This is a genomic window from Reinekea sp. G2M2-21 (assembly GCF_015687175.1).
Lineage (GTDB): Bacteria > Pseudomonadota > Gammaproteobacteria > Pseudomonadales > Natronospirillaceae > Reinekea.
In genome coordinates this window covers 21689-42726 of sequence record NZ_JADPQG010000010.1, presented here as the reverse complement: position 1 = coordinate 42726, position 21038 = coordinate 21689, and the positions used below count along the sequence as shown (strand labels likewise).

General features: G+C 48.5%; 11 protein-coding genes. 5 read left to right on the top strand and 6 right to left on the bottom strand.

Features of this window, described 5'->3' with window-relative positions:
• Window positions 1-28 precede the first annotated feature (28 nt).
• Both IYN85_RS23450 and IYN85_RS23445 read right to left on the bottom strand, forming a co-directional pair.
• Window positions 29-571 carry a DUF2796 domain-containing protein gene (locus tag IYN85_RS23450; RefSeq protein WP_196161405.1) on the bottom strand — a complete coding sequence of 181 codons (543 nt, stop codon included), beginning with the start codon at window positions 569-571 and terminating at the stop codon, window positions 29-31.
• 116 nt (window positions 572-687) lie between these two features.
• Window positions 688-978 carry a hypothetical protein gene (locus IYN85_RS23445; protein WP_196161404.1) on the bottom strand — a complete coding sequence of 97 codons (291 nt, stop codon included), beginning with the start codon at window positions 976-978 and terminating at the stop codon, window positions 688-690.
• 659 nt (window positions 979-1637) lie between these two features.
• Here IYN85_RS23445 and IYN85_RS23440 point away from each other — a divergent pair.
• The 5 genes from IYN85_RS23440 to IYN85_RS23420 all read left to right on the top strand — a co-directional run bounded on the left by IYN85_RS23440 (window position 1638) and on the right by IYN85_RS23420 (window position 14206).
• Window positions 1638-2828, top strand: a complete 1191-nt coding sequence (locus tag IYN85_RS23440; protein WP_196161403.1) for a helix-turn-helix domain-containing protein — start codon at window positions 1638-1640, stop codon at window positions 2826-2828.
• Between the two features lie 213 nt (window positions 2829-3041).
• A complete protein-coding gene (locus tag IYN85_RS23435; RefSeq protein WP_196161402.1) occupies window positions 3042-5561 on the top strand; it encodes a cellulase family glycosylhydrolase in 2520 nt (839 codons plus the stop codon).
• A 171-nt stretch (window positions 5562-5732) separates the two neighbouring features.
• Complete coding sequence (locus IYN85_RS23430; protein ID WP_196161401.1) at window positions 5733-7799, top strand: carbohydrate-binding protein; 2067 nt, start codon at window positions 5733-5735, stop codon at window positions 7797-7799.
• 659 nt (window positions 7800-8458) lie between these two features.
• Window positions 8459-12940 (top strand): cellulase family glycosylhydrolase, encoded by a 4482-nt coding sequence (locus IYN85_RS23425; protein WP_196161400.1) that lies wholly within the window; start codon window positions 8459-8461, stop codon window positions 12938-12940.
• Between the two features lie 15 nt (window positions 12941-12955).
• On the top strand, window positions 12956-14206 hold the full coding sequence (locus tag IYN85_RS23420; RefSeq protein WP_196161399.1) for a DUF1552 domain-containing protein: 1251 nt from the start codon (window positions 12956-12958) through the stop codon (window positions 14204-14206).
• Between the two features lie 258 nt (window positions 14207-14464).
• Here IYN85_RS23420 and IYN85_RS23415 read toward each other — a convergent pair whose 3' ends face one another.
• From IYN85_RS23415 to IYN85_RS23400, 4 genes are read right to left on the bottom strand one after another with little or no spacing between them, the layout of a single operon-like run.
• Window positions 14465-14995, bottom strand: a complete 531-nt coding sequence (locus IYN85_RS23415; RefSeq protein ID WP_196161398.1) for a hypothetical protein — start codon at window positions 14993-14995, stop codon at window positions 14465-14467.
• Window positions 14988-16046 carry a hypothetical protein gene (locus tag IYN85_RS23410; RefSeq protein WP_196161397.1) on the bottom strand — a complete coding sequence of 353 codons (1059 nt, stop codon included), beginning with the start codon at window positions 16044-16046 and terminating at the stop codon, window positions 14988-14990. Before IYN85_RS23410 ends, IYN85_RS23415 begins: the two co-directional genes overlap by 8 nt.
• A 1-nt stretch (window position 16047) precedes the next feature.
• A complete protein-coding gene (locus IYN85_RS23405; protein ID WP_196161396.1) occupies window positions 16048-17406 on the bottom strand; it encodes an MATE family efflux transporter in 1359 nt (452 codons plus the stop codon).
• Between the two features lie 12 nt (window positions 17407-17418).
• Window positions 17419-21030 (bottom strand): type I polyketide synthase, encoded by a 3612-nt coding sequence (locus IYN85_RS23400; RefSeq protein ID WP_196161395.1) that lies wholly within the window; start codon window positions 21028-21030, stop codon window positions 17419-17421.
• Window positions 21031-21038: the final 8 nt, after the last annotated feature.

The window sequence follows — 21038 nt, the reverse complement described above, 5'->3', positions numbered from 1 at the left end:
GGGGAGACCTGCTCCCCGCCTCGTGTTATTAAAAAGAAATGGACGCTACCATTGCGTTAAGTTCAGCCGCTCCTTGACCGGAATCCATTAAATAGTCGACGTCCAGATCGGTCAGGTTGGGAAAGAACGAAAACAATTTAATATCGATTCTGTTTAACTGAGAGGAGTGTTCGCAGGTAGCGGTCCAAGCGACTTGAACATTAGAGTGCTCTGACTCATGTTCGTCAGATTCTTCATGCTCTTCATGCTCTTCATCGAGCAGACTGGAATGGATGTCCATGGCACGTACCGAGCATTTTGCAGCCTCTGGAAACAAGAAAATTTCGTGACCCCGTTGTAATTGCGCGACGGAAGCCGCTATCAGGTCTTTGTCTGTTTGGTTGTTGGGTTTGTGTTCAAAACCGAAAATATTGAATGCCGGCGAGTTCAGTTCCAGCAGAACCGTATTTTGATCCTGAGCAATCCCCAGTGTCGCAGCGCCATGCTCATGGGCGGTGTGTTGCCGGTCTTCATCGGCAAACAGCGGTGTTGCCGTCGAAAAAACGAGGCAGATTAAACAGATGTTCTTCATGGTTTAAGCCTGATCAATGGTTATCTACGAAGTAACCGTTGGCATAGCCAAACACGTCTTCGTCATAACCTGAATTTAATGATGAAAGATACGCAAGGTACCCAGTATTGTGCGGATCAGGTGATGGAAGGTGGTGCGCGGATTTGTTTAGACATCGGTTCGAATACGGAGATCCAAACCCATTCGAGTGATGAGTTGATACTGCGAAAGCTAAGCGTTGGCCCAGAATTGGCGCAGGCACTGATGACCGCAATACTCGCTGCTGCGTGATAAATATCACAACTGGCGAGTTCGGGTTCATGATGTTCCTGGATATGGCTCAGTGCATGCACTGGCACAATGATGTTGTTGGCCAGATACAGGCTGAACACCATCAGGAAGATCGCTGTCCGATTGGTTACCGTCATCCGAAAAGCTGCGCTGAAAAAGAAGGGTTACTCTACTACGGGAGGTCAGAATTGCAAACGGCTCGCCTGCAATGTTTACACACTCTCTCGTAGCATACTTTTTTTCATGTCGTAAATGCGCATCAGAGGATGAGCAGTCATGTAAAACTCCGGTTGTCATGTATAAATGGAACGCTGATAAAAAAAGTTCAATGACGAGGCATACAACTAAACAGGCACCGAAGGTTGCCCGCCTATCTAAGATCATCGGAATGAACTGCGGCGCTATCACCGCTTCTTGGTAACGCAATTACCCGGCATCGGTTTCGCAGCGCCCAAAATGGTTACCCGAGTCCATATGTTGATGGCCTATCGCGAGAGTTAACGCGTTCATTCTGACAATTTGTTATCGATAACAATTTGAGGTAAAGTGACTGAGAAATTCGGATCCAACAACAATAATTCGGAGCGAATCCATGGCAAATCCCCCCCTGCAGATCACTGTTTTCAAGAGTGTTCGACAGTTTACGAGTCATTGTTCTGCTCTGCTGCGAGAGGCTTTAGAGCCCTGTGGGGAGGTTTTGCCCTGTTCTTGCGACAGTGTGCATTGTTTCCAGGTTTGGCAGCCAACACATGCGCACCGAGCCACGTCAGCAGCTGACCAGCAAGCAGGCTGAGCCATGGGACGGATACTGTTTAACTTTCATGATGTCATTCTCTGGATGACCGCAATGCAGTGCCTGTTCTTTGCCCTGATCTTGGCCACGACGAACGACAGTCGGAGCAAAGGGATCTATCTGCTCGGAGGGTTCTTGCTGTTGCACGCCATTATTCCCCTTCACGAACTGATTTTGTGGGGCGGTGAGTTTAAGTTCCTGGTGCGAGAGCAATGGCCGGAATTGTATTTTGTCGGAGCAACGGCCTACTTTCTGGATGGTGCGTTACTGCTGTTGTGCGTACGTGCGGTGTTGTTTGAGGATTTCACTTTTCAACGACGGCAATGGTGGCATCTGCTGCCGGCCTGCGCCTTTCTGATATTTATGATCGCGGCGTTCTATCAACTGCCGCACGCCGTTCGTATGTTTTTAATTAAGAGCGAACGTTTTGTTTATGACGACGGCTACGTCTACGCCGATGCTGCAGCCAAATGTTTGCGCGTGTTATACGCGGTGTGTTGTCTGTGGATGATGGTGCAGTACCAACGCGCACGCCGGAATACATTTTCGGCATTATCCCGGCAGGACTTTTTTTGGTTGCTGGCGTTAATTGCTGGCTTCCTGGTCGTTGGGGTATTAGAACTTTCTTTGAGCTTGGCGAAAGTTGTTCATCTTTACCGTGTGGTGGAATTCGATGTTTTTGTTCGGATGGGATTAACCGGTTATTACCTGACGTTCCTGTTGATCAGTCTTTGGGTTTTTACCGGCCTTCGTTTTTTCAATCAATTTGAAACCGTGACACGGGAAATGGTGATGGAGCCCGAACCGGTTGACGTGCCTGATACACCGGTCGATCCTGTTTTGGTGCAGGCTATCGACGATGGTATGCAACGCCTCAAGCCTCACCGGGATGCCGACTTGAAACTCGACCAGCTTGCTGATCTGTTGGGCTTCGGACCGAAAGAACTCTCGGTGATCATCAATCGTCACTTTGGCAAGAACTTTTATGAGTTTGTTAACCTGTACCGTATTCAAGATGCTACCAATCTGCTTAGTAGTCCAGATGGTGTGCAGCGGACAATTACGGAGATCTATCTTGCCTCGGGATTTAACAGTAAATCTGTGTTCAACACGTTTTTCAAAAAGAAAATGGGGATGACACCCAGCCAGTTTCGTCGCCAGGTACTGAGTGTGTCCACCGCAGTGGCAGCCTGAATTTTTATCGTGTTTAGGTTTTCTACTCTCAGCTCAATTCGTCGCGTCTGAATCGTGCGTCCAATAACAGATGAGTGCTACCTGCATCGATTTTTCCTGTTTTAAAAAGTTCGGCTGCCGGAATACGAACGACGACAGACCGAATTACCGAAACACTGTCTCTGTTCAGAGGACTTCCTCTGTTGCTCGTTATTCAAATTGAGGTTAACCACCATGAAACAGTTAAACAGTCAGAAATCCCGCCGCATATTTGCGATCGGGTTTGCCGTGTTGTTCAGTGCGCTGGCACTGAACAGTTGTAAAGACGAACCAGCCCCCGCCCCTGAACCACCAGATGTGGAAGAACCAGCGCAGGCCCTCCTTGCGTTGCACACCCGAAATACCGAATGGGTCGATGAAAACAATAACCCGGTGTTGTTAAAAGGCACCAACCTGGGTAACTGGTTGTTGCAGGAATTTTGGATGATGGGACAGAGCACTGACGCCGTGAATGATCAGTGCACGCTCGAAGCCATATTCGACGAACGGTTTGGTTTTGATGAACGCGAACGGTTGATGGATGTGTTTCGGGACAACTGGATCACCGAGCGCGATTGGGATTTGTTGGCTAGCTTTAACTTGAATGTCATACGGTTACCGTTTATCTGGAATCTGATCGAGGATGAACGTAACCCCATGACGTTACGCGCGGATGCTTGGCAATACCTGGATGACGCGATTGATCAGGCTGAAGCCCGAGATATGTACGTTATTCTGGATTTGCATGGTGCCGTCGGTGCGCAAGGTGAAGAGCACCACAGTGGCTGCGCCGGACTCAATGAGTACTGGGACAACGAAGACTATCAGGCTCGCACGCGGTGGTTGTGGCAACAGATTGCAGCCCGTTATAAGGATCGTAACGCTGTAGCAGCCTATGGTCTGCTCAATGAGCCGTGGGGCACCACACCGGAAAATCTTGCGGCAGAGTCGGTTGAGTTGTACCACGCCGTCCGTGCCGTCGACGACAAAAAAATCATCGTGCTTCCTGGTCATTCTGCCGGAATCGATGCCTATGAATCGCCTGCCGACATAGGCTTAACTAACGTGGCGTTTGAAATGCATTTTTACCCTGGCATCTTTGGCTGGGGAGAGATCGGCTATGCCGTGCACCGGGATTGGTTCAGTTGTGGTGTCGATGGCCTGTCCGGCGTGTGTGATTGGCAAGCCAAACTGGCCGATAAAAATGCGCCGTTCCTGGTGGGTGAGTTTCAACCCTGGACGGGTCTTGGTCCTGAGTTGGGAGCGGATATTGCGCGCGCGACCTACGACCGCTATGGCGACATGGGGTGGGCATCCACCAGTTGGGCCTACAAGGTTCTGACCAATGGCGGTGGCGAAGGGCAGGGTACCTGGGGCATGGTCACCAATGAAGAGGTGCTTGGTCTGTTGGCAAAGGCGGACACCTGGGCGTGTGCCGGATGGGACAGTTCGTTGACCGAGGGTTGTAGTGCGGGGCGCGAGACGTTCAAAACGGATCGTCATGGCGAACACACCTATTATCTGGTCATTAAATTCGGCAGTTGCTGCGGTGGCAATCTGGACGTGAGTCTCGATGAGTTGAGCATTAAAAACGTTGTAAGCGACGAAGAAATGGTTGTAAACGGGCAGTTCAATTCCTCAGCCGGCTGGACCGAGTATTTTCAAAATGCGCTCCCCACACTGGAATTTAACGCAACTGATGCGGCGTTGGCGCCGACGAACCATCAAGGCGGATTTCTTCATTTAACCGGAGCAGCAGACATCAATGGTGGTGTCTATCAAGCCATCACACTTGACTCTGATGCCACCTACGAGCTGTCCGGTGTGTTTAAAGATAATGGCAGCACCAATGCTTGGGCCGAAATTTATCTGGTCAGTTCGCTGCCGCAAAACGGTGTCGATGTACTCGCGGAAGGTCCGCTGGCACCCGTCGATTTTCACGCGGCCAGTAAGGATGATATCGAAGCGCTTTTCACCGCGTTCGGCAGCATTCCTTACGACATCCACGAAACGTTACAGGCCGCGTTAGCCTCACCGTCGCGTTCATCGTTATTTAACTTACCATTGGCCCCAGCAAACCTGGCGCTGACCGAAGGCGTTGATGCTGTGACACTGCAATGGGATGCCAGTGCCAGCGACAATGTCACCGGATACAACGTGTATCGGTCTACCATGCTGGCTTCCGGGTACGAACGGATAGCTGAAGATCTGGACGCTTTGACGCTGACCGATACCGATACGAACCCGGCACTGACTTATTACTATCAAGTACACGCGGTGACAGAACGTGATGAAAGTGTGCGCAGCAATCGTGTCTGGACAGAGTTGAAATCCATCGAGGTCCCTGGGCGGGTTGAAGCGGAAGATATGTCGAGCATGTCTGGCATTCAGATAGAAACCACGAGTGATGTGGGGGGCGGCAGTAACGTCGGTTACATGGATCCGGGAGACTTTATGGAGTACTACATCAACGTGGCCAGTACTGGAGCGGTCACAATCGATTATCGGGTCGCCAGCAGCGGTGGCAGTGACGGTTTTGAATTGCTGTTGGATGGTGTGGTTATCGATACGCAAATCATCCCAGATACCGCGGGTTGGCAGAATTGGCAAACCGTGTCCGGCACGGTGTCGTTGCCCGAAGGTTTGCATACGTTGCGGGTCGATGTGATCGGCGGTGGCTGGAACTTTAACTGGATGGAGTTTAAGGAACCCTGATAGAAAAGGTTCGGCTGCGGGAAACGAACGATCCCACCGCAGATTCATGCCAACCTGACACGGTCTCTGAATCTTAAGGGTACTTACCCGCTGTGTTCTCAGAGATAACCTGAAAGGCATCCGTCGTTATGGATGCCTTGTCACAAAAACAAAAATTAAAAAGGTTTAGCGATGAACAACCAACACAAACTTAAATTTGTTTTAGCCTGTGCACTGCTCGGTGCGCCTATCGCCGGCTGGTCCGCTCAATTGTTTGAGGCGGAATCGGCGCAATACAATTTTGGAATGCAATTTGAAAATACCACGGATGTGGGAGGTGGTCAGAACGCCGGCTGGATCGATGCCGGTGATTTTTTGAATTTTTCGGTCAATGCGCCTACCGCTGGCGTTTATCAGGTGAACTACCGTGTGGCGTCTCCTAACGCAAACGCGGTGTTGGTCATAGGCGAGGGTGGCACAGACTTGTCGGATAACCTGACGGTACCGAACACCGGTGGCTGGCAGAATTGGACCACTGTGTCGAACAACATTTATCTTTCCGCCGGTGCGCATACCCTGACGTTGTATGCGGTAACCGGTGGCTGGAATGTGAATTGGATTTCACTTGAAGAGCCAACCGTGACCCCACCACCGAGCGGCAGTTTGCCGATGATCCGTACGCAGGGTAAACACTGGGTTGCCAATGGTGAACCCGTGCGTTTGCGTGGCTTGAACCTGGGCAATTGGTTGCAAATGGAATTTTGGATGATGAGCGGTGCCATTCGAAACGATAACGGTGCTATCGATGATCAGTGCACGCTGGAGGCAACGCTCGACAGCCGTTTTGGCTACGCCGAACGCGAACGGCTGCTGGATATCTTTCGCAATAACTGGATGACCGACCGGGATTGGGACAACATCGCCAACCTGGGTTTCAATGTGGTTCGCTTACCCTTCCCGCATAACCTGATTGAAGATGAAAACAATCCCTATACGCTGCGCTCAGATGCGTGGGAATTTATCGACAAAGCCATAGCCAAAGCCGCCGAACGCGGCATGTATACTATTTTGGATTTACACGGCGCGGCCGGCAGTCAGGGTTGGGAGCATCACTCGGGTTGCACAAACCGAAACTGGTATTGGGATGGCGGCAATGGTCAACCGGCCAGCTATTATCAGGACCGAACGCATTGGCTGTGGGACATGATCGCGCAACGTTACAACGGTAACTCGAATGTGGCCGCCTACGGTCTGTTGAATGAGCCATGGGGAACCGACGCAGTGACGCTCGGTAACAACCTTGCAGCGCTGTATAACACGGTGCGTGCGAAAGACGCTGAGCATGTCATCATCATGCATGGACATACATCGGGTATCAGCAGTTTCCCGCAACCGGGCAATGATGTCGCGTATGAAATGCATTTTTACCCTGGTTTCTGGGGTTGGCGTGAAGGCGACAATGCCAGTGATGTCCATGCGGACTGGCTGTTCTGTTCTGCACCGAGCGGCAGCTCAACTTGTGAGTGGGATGCGCAGATTAACGCACGCCAGGCGCCATTCCTGGTCGGCGAGTTTCAACCTTGGACATTGCTCGGTAAAGACGCCGGTGAAATTACCCGGAAAACTTTTGACGTGTATAACGCGCTGGGCTGGGCCGCGACCGCCTGGGCCTATAAAACGACATCGCCAACGGCACACAGTGGTTCCAGTGATGGCAATTGGCCTTGGGGACTGTTCACCAACACCAGCGGCTATGGTTCCATCAACATGAGTACCGCTTCATTGGGCGCTATTGAGAATTGGTTTGCGCAGTTTGCAACACAAAGTATTGCCGGTCATGGTGACGTGGATTATTGGCTGCATTATCTACCAACGGCAGGCGCCGGTACCATCGAAGCAGAGCATTTCCACGAGCATTCAGGAGCCAACATCGAAGCCACGACAGATCCAGTGGGCGGCGATTTCAATGCCAGCTATCTCGATACCGGTGATTGGATGGTGTACCGTGTGAACGTACCAACATCCGGCAATTATCAATTGCAGTATCGCTTGGCATCGCCAGCCGGTGGTGTCGTGAATGCCAGCGTGCACAATGGTCGAAACTTTGGTGACACAACCGTTCCGGCCACAGGCGGGTGGCAGAATTGGCAAACGGTTGATGGTCCGACTGTTTATCTGGATGCCGGTATGCAGGACCTGAGTCTGTACGTTGCGCAAGGCGGATGGAATATCAATTGGTGGCGATTGGTCGCGAAATAAAAATGAAGGTGTGATGTAGGCAATATCACGAAAGGCGCGTTTTAAACGCGCTTTTTTATGAGTAGATTTTGTTCGTAGAGGACCTGTCTCTGATAATAAATTCATCCCCTATTCGTTGTCTCGATGTTCTCTATGTTACGTGATATCCGCTTAAACTGAACCAGGGTTGTGCTTGGTTCGATAGTTCGTGTTTGGTGACTGAATTGTTCCAATATGGAACTTATGAGTATGTGCGGTCTTCTTTATTGTTCTTTTTATGACTAAATTGCGTTTGATATTAGTGGTGCTCATAGTTGAGGTTGGAATATTTTTAAGTGTAATCTAAGGAAATTTGACCGATTTTTGTGAGACCGTTCATAGTTCAGGTTATCCACCAAAGCAAATGAGAACCGGTTCCGATTTCCATTAAAACTTTGCGGTAAGGTTCGACCAAAGTAAAAAACTATAAACTAAACCGGTCGAGAGAGACTGCCGTTTTTTGATGCGGATCATCAACGTTATCGTTGCAGATCATGTTGTCGTCGTCAGAAACCAAACTCTTTGTTAAGGAATTTTTTTCGGTTCATTTCGATGAGCTGAACGGGCACGCTTGTGTGTTAGAAAATTCCAAGACTCGAAAAAATCCCGACCGGCCGTTTCTGCACAAGGAATCTAAAGCCATGTTGGTGAAAGACGGCATAAAACTATGCGTGATCCTGTTCACAACCTTCGTGTTAAGTGCGTGTGATTTAAACACCTACGAAAACGAATCCAATATCTTTGCTGAGAACCAAGGCAAACGACTTTATGAAGGGCGGTGCGCGAGTTGCCACGGCATCAATGGTCAGGGCAAAGGCACGCCACTGACACCGGCCATTGACCCAAGCCGATCCTCGTACAATAAGCTGTCGTTGGAAGCCTACATTGAACAAAATATGCAGCGCGGTGGCGTCTGTCTCGATGATTGTGCGCGTAAGGTCGCCGAATATGTGCGAACTTTTTCGGTGCCGGAAAAAAATGAAGAGCCGAGCCCACCAGATGATACGCGAGATCCTGAAACCTTAACCGGTGATGCGGGAACCGGTGCAACACTGTATGCATCGCTGCAGTGTGTCGATTGTCATGGTGCTGATGGGCAAGGACTTTTTGCGTTGGATCCAGCAAAAGAAAGATTTACCCACTCAACGAATATCAATGAATCGTTACCATTGGCCTCTTACATTCACGCCTATATGGGTCCCTCACCAACCTATCCTAACTGTACTGGCCAGTGTGCAGCGGATATCGCGGCTTATTTGAATGGTTGGGAGGACGATAACGGCGGAGATAACGGCGGAGATAACGGCGGAGATAACGGCGGAGATAACGGCGGAGATAACGGCGGAGATAACGGCGGAGATAACGGCGGAGATAACGGCGGAGATAACGGCGGAGATAACGGCGGATCTACTGACCCAGACACGTTAACCGGTGACGCCGTTCGCGGGTCTGAACAATACATTGAGTATCAGTGTAGCGCTTGTCATGGCGCCGATGGTAAAGGAATCTACACACTGGATGCGACCAAAGAGAACTATGCGCATTCCTCTCAACCCAATAACCCCGTGACCCTGGCGCGTTTCATTCAAGATTACATGGGACCGCAACCGCAATTCGCCAACTGCAGTGGTCAATGTGCAGCGAACATTGCCAGCTATCTGAGGACCTGGAATTCAGATAACGGCGGAGATAACGGCGACGGTGATGGAAATGACAATGGTAACCCCGCAGTCGTACCACCGGTTTCTGTCGCAGACGGGCAAGTGGTCTTTGGCGGGCAACCTGCCAGCTTAGCAGGGTACAGCCTTTTTTGGAGTAACACCGGTTGGGGAGGTGAAGCATTTTATAATGCCGGTGTTGTGAAAAGCGTTAAAGAAAACCTCAACGGCAGCATCATCCGAGCGGCCATGGGTGTTGAAGAGAACGGCGGCTATCTAAGTGATGCATCAAATATGAACCGCGTAAAAACGGTCGTCGACGCGGCAATCGCCGAAAATATGTATGTCATTATCGATTGGCACACACACCACGCGGAAGATTACAAAACGCAAGCGATTGCGTTTTTCAAGGAAATGGCGACGCTTTACGGTGACAAACCAAATGTTATTTATGAAATCTACAACGAACCGTTAAACGTTTCCTGGTCTGGCGTTATCAAACCTTACGCATTGGATGTTATCAGTGAAATCCGTGCCATAGACCCAGACAACCTGATTATTGTTGGAACGCCTAACTGGTCTCAAGATGTGGATGTTGCGGCGAACGACCCCATTACAACGTATACCAACATTGCTTACACCTTGCATTTTTACGCCGGGACTCACCGACAATCGTTGCGTGATAAAGCCAATATTGCGTTAGGAAAAAAATTGCCGTTGTTCGTGACCGAATGGGGTTCTGTATCGGCCAGTGGTGATGGTGTTGTTGATGAAAATGAAACTCGCGCTTGGCTATCCTTCTTACAGACAAACAAAATCAGTCACCTGAACTGGGCGCTTAACAATAAAGCGGAAGGATCGTCGTTGTTGCAGCCCAATGCCACCAACGATGGTGAATGGTCCGAAAATGATTTTACCGATTCCGGCACGTTAGTGAATGACTTGGTAGCCAATTCACCCGATACGTTGGCGTCACTACCGAATGGAAACGGCGGAGATAACGGCGGAGATAACGGCGGAGATAACGGCGGAGATAACGGCGGAGATAACGGCGGAGATAACGGCGGAGATAACGGCGGAGATAACGGCGGAGATAATGGCGGCGATAATGGCGGCGATAATGGCGCGGCCGACGCGGCAAATGGCAAAACGCTGTATGAAAGTGCCACCTTAGGGTGTGCGGGCTGTCACGGCGTTCAAGGCACGGCAACGTTGCCTGATTTTCCAAACATTGACCCTGCGAAGCAGATGTTCACGCACAGCTCATCCGCCACGACGACCTATGATTTGGAAACGTACATTTCCAATTTCATGCCCGCCGCAGCAGACAAATGTATTGGCGACTGTGCGCGAGACATTGCCGCCTACATTCGCACCTGGCAACCGGACGAGCCGGTGTTGTCGTGCGAGGCGACCGACATCCATTATGGACGGCGGCAAATGCGCTTGCTGACCCAACGTGAATATGAAGCCACCCTGTATGACTTGACTGGCTATACGGTTGTGGCGAAAGCCAGCGGTGTGCCAGCGGACACGGAGGTCGAAGGATTTTCCAATCAAACCTTGACGCCTGTGACGCAAGCCTACATGGATGCCTATGTGGCCATTTCGCAACAGGCGGCCGAGTTTGTTGCAGCGAGTAATTTTGCGCAGGTTGCGAATTGTGATGGCATGAGTACGTCCCAATGTGCATCGGAGTTCATTGATGGCTTCTTGCCTAAAGCCTATCGTCGGCCATTAACCGACGTTGAAAAAAATCGTTACCGAGTGTTTTTTACCCCGGCCTACAGTGAAGGTAAAAACGACGAAGGTTTGCGCCTTGCTTTACGTACTGCACTCAGTTCGCCACACTTTTTGTACCGCTCAGAAATGGGGGAAAAGGTTGCCGACATCCGAGACCGCATTGCCAATGGCGATGTTGAGTACGCTCCGGGTACGGTGCAGTTAACCTTGGAAGGCAGTAGTCTGGCAACCGAGCCGGATTCGGACTACAACGATATCCCGTTGTATCAAAACTTCGGTATTTCCGCGGGTTATAGTTTTACCGGCCATGACATCATTACCATTACCGCAAAGGGTATTGAAGCCAATGGTGCCTATCCCTCAATTGAACTTCGAGTCGATAACACCCAAGTCGGAACAGTACTGCTCAGTTCTGACTACGATGACACCGTCTCATTTGTTGTGGAAGGCGTTGTCGGCTCGAATAAATACGTACAGATTACCAACGCCATTAACGGCGCACAGCATACGGATGGGCGGATTCTCAGCCTGAAAAAAGTCACCTTTGCGGATGCCGTTGAAGTCGTACAGCCGATGCCGCCAGCAGAGCTGGAAGACGAGGCTTATATACTGACGCCGTATGAAATGGCTTCGTTCCTGTCCTACACCTTTACCGGAACGATGCCCGACACTGAATTGTTCGAAGCAGCCGCGACAGGTGCACTGTCCAGCGCTTTCGAGCTAGAAGCGCAGGTCGACCGGCTACTGAAAACGCCTCAGGCGAGAGATCACTTTGGTGAATTTGCCGCCCAGTGGTTCGCCACTGACAATGTGTTATCCGCGACAAAAAATGCCGAGTTGTATCCGGATTTCACGCCGGCAATTCGTCAGTTGATGGCGCAGGAAGTTCGCGAAATCGTCAAACATGTGATGTTTGATGGCGAACAGTCGGTGTCCGCTTTGTACGATAACTTCAGTTTTATGAACGCAGAGCTCGCGAACTACTATGGCGTATCTGGTGTGATGGGTAATGACTTTACTAAAGTCAGTAATTTATCCGATCGCGGCGGTGTTTTAACCAGTGGTGCGTTCATGGCCGGTTTTGCACACGAAGAGGAAACATCGCCTATTAAGCGCGCTGTCGCCGTACGCGAGCGAATGTTGTGTCATAAAGTGCCACCGATGCCCACGGATATCGACGCGGCCCGCGAAGATGTTGCCCAACAGTTGCAAGAGTACATTGAGCAAAATGGTCAGATTACCAATCGAGAGCGATACGCTTTTCTTACCAAGGATGCACCGTGCAGCAGTTGCCATGATGCCATCATCAACCCCCACGGTTTTGGTATGGAAAATATCGACTCCGTCGGATTGTTGCGCACCGTGGGTGTTAACGGTAAAGCCATTGACGCGAGTGGTCAGTTGATCGGAACGAATGAAATGACGGACAACAATATTCTGACGTTCCATGGTGCAAGGCAGTTGTCGGATTTATTGGAGGACCTGCCATCAGCGCAAAGCTGTTTCGCAGAAAAAGGCTTCCGCTTTGTAATGGGTATCGGTCACGACATTTATGACCATGTCGCGGAAGACGCGCCGGAATTAGCGGCTGATGAAAAGGCGGCCTATCAATGCGGTATCGACACCATGACACAACGGATGTCCAGCCAAAATCAGAATGCGCGCGCGGCACTTATTGCGCTGGGCGCGAGCGATTTCATTCGCTATCGCAAACAACGGTAGTCAGGGAGAACAGATATGAAAGAATCAATTGCACATTGGAATCGTCGACATTTTCTGAAAACACTAACGCACGCTGGGCTGTCTGTGAATATGCTGCGGGGCGCGACTTTTACCACTGCCATGATGGCGGCACGCGCAGCCGAAGCAAAATCGGTACCGGGTATCAAGCGGGTTGTCTGTGTCTATATTCCCGACGGCGCTCCTGTAAATGGCACCAACCTTTGGTTGCCATCCGCCAATTTGGAATTGCCCATTACCACGCAACCTCTGGAAGCCGTTAAGAATCATTGCATCTTTTTTAGCGATGCCAGTATTACCAACAAAACCGGTGACGGAATAGGCGGCCACGGCAACACCAATAAAGCGTTTGCCGGTGCCGGTTTTGCGAATACCTTTGATGTGGAGCTGGAGCGAACGTTGGGTGCTGCCTCAGCGTTTCCTTCTTTGCTTCTTGGTGTGCAAAGCAATGGGCACGGCAGCGCGACCAAAAAGAACGGTTCTGAAATTAATTACCAGGACAATCCGCTAGCCGCATTCAATCGAGTTTTCGGTAACAGCGCTAATCTTGGTGATGTCAGCACTAAGCGTACCCGTGGGTTACTTGATGTACACAAACAAGAGTTAACGGACCTGCAAACGATACTCGGGTCTTCCGAACGCGAGCGCCTCGATGAGCATCTCGGTGCCGTTGAAAAATTAAATGCGCGGCTGGATCAAACCATCGACGAAGCTTGTTTGAACCCTGACTGGAACGTGGATGGCTTCGTCTATGATGATGCCAACAAGACTAAGTTTACGATTGAGTCGGAATTACAGATCGATACCGCTGTTCTGGCCTTAAGTTGTAACCTGACCAATGTTGTTTCCATCATGCTGGGCAATCATCAATCTGAACACGCTATTCCGGAGTTAGAGTTCAAAGGCGACTACCATCAATCGATCCACGGCGGCAGGGCGGGTGCCTATGAAGAATGTCGTGCATATTTGTCTGGCCGTGTTACCTACCTGATTCAGAAGCTGGCTGAGGCCAATTTACTGGACAGTACGTTGGTGATTCAATCGACCGACATGGGTGACGGTGGCGCTCACAGTTCTGAACATGCCCCGGTGATGATGGCCGGTGGTGGCAGTGCGTTGAACGGTGGTACCGTGGTAAATGCCTCGGGTTCGCACATGAATGTGTTTGATACGGCAACCGAAATTCTCGGGCTTACGGGGCAGATTCCGCAGTTTGGTAATGGTGCGCTGACCGGTGTGATTACCTAAGGAAAGGTCACCAATATAATGCAGAGTTCAAAGCGACTCTCACATCTCTATGGATGTAGCGCGATCAGTAGTTTCTCGTTGGAGTTTATAGGAATAATGTATCATCCCCTGAAACTACATTAACGAACAGGTTTCTGTTGAGTGGATGTATTGACTGGTGGCTCCTTCATCTGAATCTACGTTTTCAACCCAAAAAAAGGCCAGCATGTGCTGGCCCAAGTGGGGCGGAGTTTAGTAGTTTATAAAAGTAAAGGACCCCTAGCTTTTTGTGTAGCTGTTTACGAAGCTTTCTAGGCAATTTTGGTGATTTGATATCCACTTTTGCAACAAGTTTGTCTCAATGAACAGCTTATCCAACCAATATTCATGTGTGTTCAAATTTGCCATATACGCATTGTAGAAATCAGTATTGTTGTTGTCACTGGCATAGAGGTTCCTTAGTCTTTGGCATTTATCCTCCATTTGCCTCACTTTACTTTCAAATTCCTCAAAATAGAAATTGAATGTTTCCATGCCTGCTGTTTGATAAAGAGGTTTCAGCGACGATAGATATTTTTCAGAATTTGGGCAAACACTCCACAGAAATTGTTTTATCCCACCTCCGGCTAACTCACTAATGAAATCGTTATACAGTACAATTATCTTGACTGCTTCTGGAAAGTCACTCAACTTATTCAATGTATCTGATGACCAATTCGGTCCTTCTGGAAGCAAAGAGTTTATACGTTCGTATACGGTTGCTATCAGATCGTCTACTTGCGCCGGGGATGCCATTTCTATGTTATGCATAACTGCTTGCTCCCTTTAGAGATTCTTGGCTTGGATAGCTATTTATAGTGTTCACCAGTGATGCATTTAGGGACCTCTCCTGTAGAAATGCCTCATTTAACCGACGTTTGATTTCAATAATAAATCTGTTTGCGTTACTGCGGTTATTCAGTTCAATCTGTGAAAAAAGAACGTTTACTCTTTTCTGAATTGTGGACAGATTGTTGACTAACTCCGTGTAGCGTTTTACGAGGTCTTCTGGGTAGCCGATGGTTTTCAGAAATCGAGAAAACATGAGTCTTGATCCGTACAAAAGAGACACAGCGTTGACACTGCTTACCTGGTAGGTCAGTAGTGTTTCAGAAATCTCATAGGGTAGCATGTCCGCAATCATCTGGTAGAGACTCAGCTCATCGTAATTACTCAATAAGAATTCCCTGTGTGTTTGATAGAATGCGTTCAGATCAAGTTGGGAAACTCTATAGTCTACGGCATAGCAGTCATAGAACCATAGCCTCGAGGTCTCTGTATACCTCTCGCGAGTTTCCGCTAGGCTACTGTAGTGTATTCCTCCAATTCCATGGTAAACGTCAAAGAATGCCAATTGATCTTTCTCACGGCTGACGTTGAGTAGCATGTAGCAATGATTCATGTTGTATTCTTCGGTCGGAGTTTTATATTGTTTCATTAACGCGAGAAAATAGGGAATACCGCATTTGGGTGCTTCAAACATGATCGGTCGACCATTGCCTATTTCGAACTCCGCAAGTTCTACGAAACGATCGAAGTCAAATTTCTCGTCGGTGCGCAACGTGTGTACCCCGATGGAAGACCAATCTTTTTCATTGAAATATTTTGTTTTAAAGTTCCAGCGATATTGCTTTTTCGTGTAGCAGCTTTCTGCAATGGTACCAGTGTCCTCAAGTGCTTTTGCAAAAAGTAAGTCCGTTGGGGCTTGTACAGCATACAAGTAAGCCAGTAGATTTTTCTTGTCACAACTGAAATGGTCGGCTGCATCTTCATTGTGCATTCGTTCCATCCAATTCGCATAGGCATTCTCATGAGTCGCCATATCAGGCACCTTCCATAGCCAGTTTTTCGTCTCCGCCACTACTTCTGATAGCTTTCGTTACCTTAGTGACAACCCAGCATGTATAGAGGAAACCGATAGACCACCCAACAGAGCCCGCCCACCAGAAACCGACGATGCCAAAGTAGTGACCAAAGATGTAAGTCAGAGGAACGCGGGTTAATATGAATGAATAAATAGTACAAAGGAAAGCAACTTGCGTTTTGCCCATACCGTTTAGAAAGCCGTGCATTACATTTGTCATGGCAAGGAATGCAAAAAACGGAAACAGTATTTGGATGTAAACAGTCGCAATTTCTATGACGTTAGTATCCTGCGTGAAAAGTCGTACCGTGAATTCAGGATAAGCAACAATAAGTGCGGTTAGCACAATAGCGAGTGCTGCGCATAATGCCAGGGTCTGTTTGAACCCAGTCGTTACTCGCAATACGTCACCTTTACCGTAGTTTTGTGCAACAAAGGTCGTGTTAGCGGAGCCCATTTCGGAAAAGAACATGACGACGAACATCTCTATGCGACCTACTATCGTTGCTGCAGCAATAACAGCTGCTCCAAAAGGCGTCAGTATCCAGATCATCACCAGTATTCCCGCCGACAACATCATATGCTGGCAGGCTGGAAAAACGCCCAGTTTGAGAGTCTCAAGCAAACCTTCAAAGTCTGATTTTCGAATGGCGAAAACGTCTCTGAAGAAAGGGTTTTTCCAGATAACATAGGCGAGAAGGGCAACGAAACCAACGACCTGAGTAACGACAGTCGCTAGCGCAGCCCCAAATATACCCATGTCCAAGTAGACGATCAGGATGATATCCAAAACAATATTTAAGACACTTGTAGTGAATAGCATATATAGCGGAGTAATGCTGTCTCCTAACGCTCTGAGAGCAGATGATATGCCTATAACAAGGAACTGAAAAATAAGCCCGTATAGTAAGGTTTTTGTGTATATGGTTGTTCCATCTACGATATCTGCTGGAACTTTCATAAGCCAGATAAAAAAAGTTGCTAGCCATGGGCTCAACAATGAAATTACGACACCGCCGAAAATGAATAGCGCCAACATACTGCGAATACTACCAACAATTCGTTTGTTGTTTTCTGCGCCCTTGTGTTGCGATATTTTTATTGAAAAGCCAATAGCCATACCAAGAATGATTGAGACTATGAAATAGACCAATGGTCCGGATATTCCGAGTGCTGCGAGCTCATTCCCGCCCAGGTGTTGCCCAATGATAATGCTGTCTACCAATATGTAGGCTTGCTGCAACAAACTGCCAAAGTAGAGCGGTAATCCAAAGGCAATAATGGTTTTCAATGGATGACCAAGTGTTAAGTCTTTCATGTGATTTCCTGTTTAGGCTACTTCAAGCTCTTCGGTTAAATAGGCCGCAATGTTTCTAACAGACGACAATTCCAGCAACAATGCCACATCAATTTTCACAGATGATTCATTGTTAATGGCTGAGACAATCGATAAGGCAGTGATTGATTCGCCACCTAGTTGTAAAAATTCGTCGTCTAAGTCTATTTCTTCATAACCCAGCGACTCTGCCCAGCTGTTCGCGACGACGATTTCCATGGCGGTGTAATCGCCATCAGAGCGTCCAGTTAGTGTGCATTGACAATTGGATTGAGAATGAGTAGGCAGATCTTCGGTCTCAGCAGTTAGCGCGGTTAAGTTTGTGCGCATCGTTGTGCGATGATCGATTTTTTCAAGAATATCTGCAGAAAGGTCAATGCCAAGGTTCTTAAGGATATCTACAATTTTGTCTGTGTAATTCACTTCGCCAACGAAAATATGGTTTGGCGTGTGCCGAATTGCATTATATAGGCAGTCCAGTCCCTGCTCAGTAGGAATCGACTTGAAGGTTAAGTCATGTTGCGTATTGTAGGCTACGGCCATACCTATCTCCTTCCAAGCACACCACTGCATGGAAACAATCCTTACTTTGCCATTGTGCTTTGCAGCGAATGCATCCATATATGAGTTCGCAGCGCTATAATCACTTTGACCGGCGGTTGGAAAAACCGCAGCAACAGAGGAGAACAATACTAAAAAGTCGAGCGAAACTTCTTCAATGAGCTCGCTTAAGAAATAAGTTCCCTGAATCTTAGGTTGAATAACATCGTCAAACTGTTTCTGACTTCTGTTAGATATTAAGCCAGTCCCTGGAATACCTGCCGCATGGAATATGCCGTCTATTTTGCCAAAGGAGCCTATCATTTCCTGACACAGCTGACGAACCGAGTCACGGTCAGATGCATCGACCGCCTTTACCAAAACCTTAGAGCCTAAAGCTTGGACGGATCGAATTTTTGCGATTTTGCTGAGGATTTCCTCTTCGTGGATATCGCTCCAATCTGCCTCTGCAGGTAAACCTCTGCGACTCGTCAGAACGATGTTTACGCAGGATTTCTCAGCCAACATTTGTGCAACCGCCAGACCAAGATCGCCGGTGCCACCCGTAATGAGATAAGTGCCACCTTCCCGTATGTCGCAATCTGAGTATTTACTTGAAATGACATCGTTGTACTCAAAGACTTCGGTATACCGAATATCTCCCCGATACACCGCCATACGCTGTGTTGTATTTGCGCCCAGTTCAAAAAGGATGGTGCGGGCGGGTGTGCTCGGTTCTATATCAATACTTTTAACGCTGATAAAAGGTGTTTCACGAGGAATGACAATGCCAAGCCCGATGAGTGACGCGTTTACTTCATTGATAGTGTCCTTTGCCATCTTATGTTCGATATAACGCGCATTTTCTGTGAGCACAGTTAGACGGCACTTATGACTCTGTGTGATAAGTGCTTTTGCAAGCCAAAAGAGACTATTGAGTTTTCTATTCACATCGGCATTCAACGCTTCAGTGTTGTCAGCGCTTTCACCAGAGTGAGTTACGTGGATTATCTGGCTGATACCCTCCTGTTTGACAAACGTTGCCAGATCAGAGAAGTCCGTTTCTACCAGCCGAACGCTCTTATTATCGCCGGTTATATCGCATGTGTTACCAACCTCGACGCGTGTAACATCACAACCTGTAGCCGATAGAATAGTGCTGAGCTCCTGTGCCTTAGCTGAGCCCTCGATATCCAAGATCAGGTACTTAAGCGAGGAGTCTGGCAGATTAACGCCTGGCAACGGTTTCTCATGATAGCGAGTACAGAATGTAACTAAACCATCTCTTTCGAAATTAGGTGGCAGAAGTGATATGTCGTCTGGAAAGCGCAGCAAGCAGTCAACTTCATCAAATGAAGGGCTTGGTGTCTTCACATATAAATGACGTTCATGTTGTTTTGCTTTTTCATAGGAAAACAGTCCACCTGCAAGATAGTGCTCCTGAATGGTCGATACATTCATGGAGTTGGAAAGTTCAAAAACATCATGGGCTTCGGGTTGATTAGGTCGCTGCGTCGGACTCATATGACTAACAAACGCCATTAGCTCTTCCATGCTGCTGACCACCTTCGCTGTCCTGAAGGCATGATGTTGACGCCGCAGTAACTGAGTTTGACAGATGGCTGCTAAGTTATCGTCGGCCAATCGTGTTGAAAGATAGTCTATCCAATCTTGTTTTAATCGTTCAAAACTTTGCAGAGAAGGCGCACTGCACGTGAAAAGGTGCGGTCCAGTGTAGTGTTCGGTTTCGCTGGAAGTTTGCGGTGCTGCTTCAATGAGCACGTGGCAGTTGGTGCCACCTAAGCCGAAAGCGCTGATACCGGCAAGATACTTACTGTTAACTGGCGTCCAATCTCGAGTTTCTTTACTGATGAAGAAAGGGGATGAATCCAGATTAAGCAAGGGATTCTCGGTCACGAAATTTGCTGTTTTAACCAGCGACTTGTGTTGTAGCATGAGTGCTACTTTAATAACGGATAGTATTCCAGAGGCCTCGAATAGGTGGCCGATATTCGTCTTTACCGTACCTAGTGCGACTTGATGTTGATGAAAGTCGTAGGCAGATGTTGCTTTTTTCAGTCCATTGATTTCAATCGGATCGCCGACTTTTGTCGCAGTGCCATGTGCTTCTATATAGCTTATATCCGTTGGTTTAATCCCCGCATTTGCCCAAGCTTTTTCAAGCAGCTTGGATTGGGCCCCTGCGTCCGGCGTGGTTAGACTTTCGGTGAAACCGTCGTGATTAATGGCTCCGCCTTTGAGCACTGCGTAGATGTTATCTCCATCTGCAATAGCATCGTCCAGAGATTTCAAAACAACCGCACCACTACCTTCACCGAGTCCAGTGCCGTCAGCACGTGCATCAAATGTTCTTGTTTTTCCGTCAGATGATTCAATTCCAATCTTCGAACTTTGGTCGGCAATCGGTGTGCATAATCTTGCTCCGCCTACCATGGCCATACGACAATCGCCGGCTTGAATAGCCTTAACGGCATTCAATGTTGCGACTAAAGAAGCCGAACAAGCAGAGTCGACGATGGTGCTTGGGCCATGGAGATCAAGGAAATGTGAAATCCGGTTTGCGAGCATGCAGGGAACGTTACCGGTTAATGCTACCTGTCCGAGTGTAGGGTCTACATCGTTTATATAGGTTGTGTAGTCATTGCCAGGGTTAGAAGCAAAGCCAACAAAAACACCGGTCTCTGCGTCTCGGAAGTGCTTGTTGGCATAGCCTGCATCATCTATTGCGCGATAGAAAGTCTTTAACAAGAGGCGTTGATGCGGATCCATCGTTTGCGCTTGCTTAGGGGTTATATTAAAGAAGCGATAGTCAAACATTTCCGCATCGTTCAAAAAGCAGCCATTGTGAAAGCTCTCTCGTTCCTGTTTAAAACTGTGTGCACTTCGGCTGCGACGGTAACGCATGTGCTTAATTGCCTGTTCCTGTCGCTTCTCAGGAAATTCACCGACCAAGGTGTTCGCTTCGGAAATCAGTTTCCAAAAAGCTTCCAAAGATTTGGTGTTTGGTAAGTCCACGGCCATGCCGATAATTGCAATGTCTTTCATCGTATATC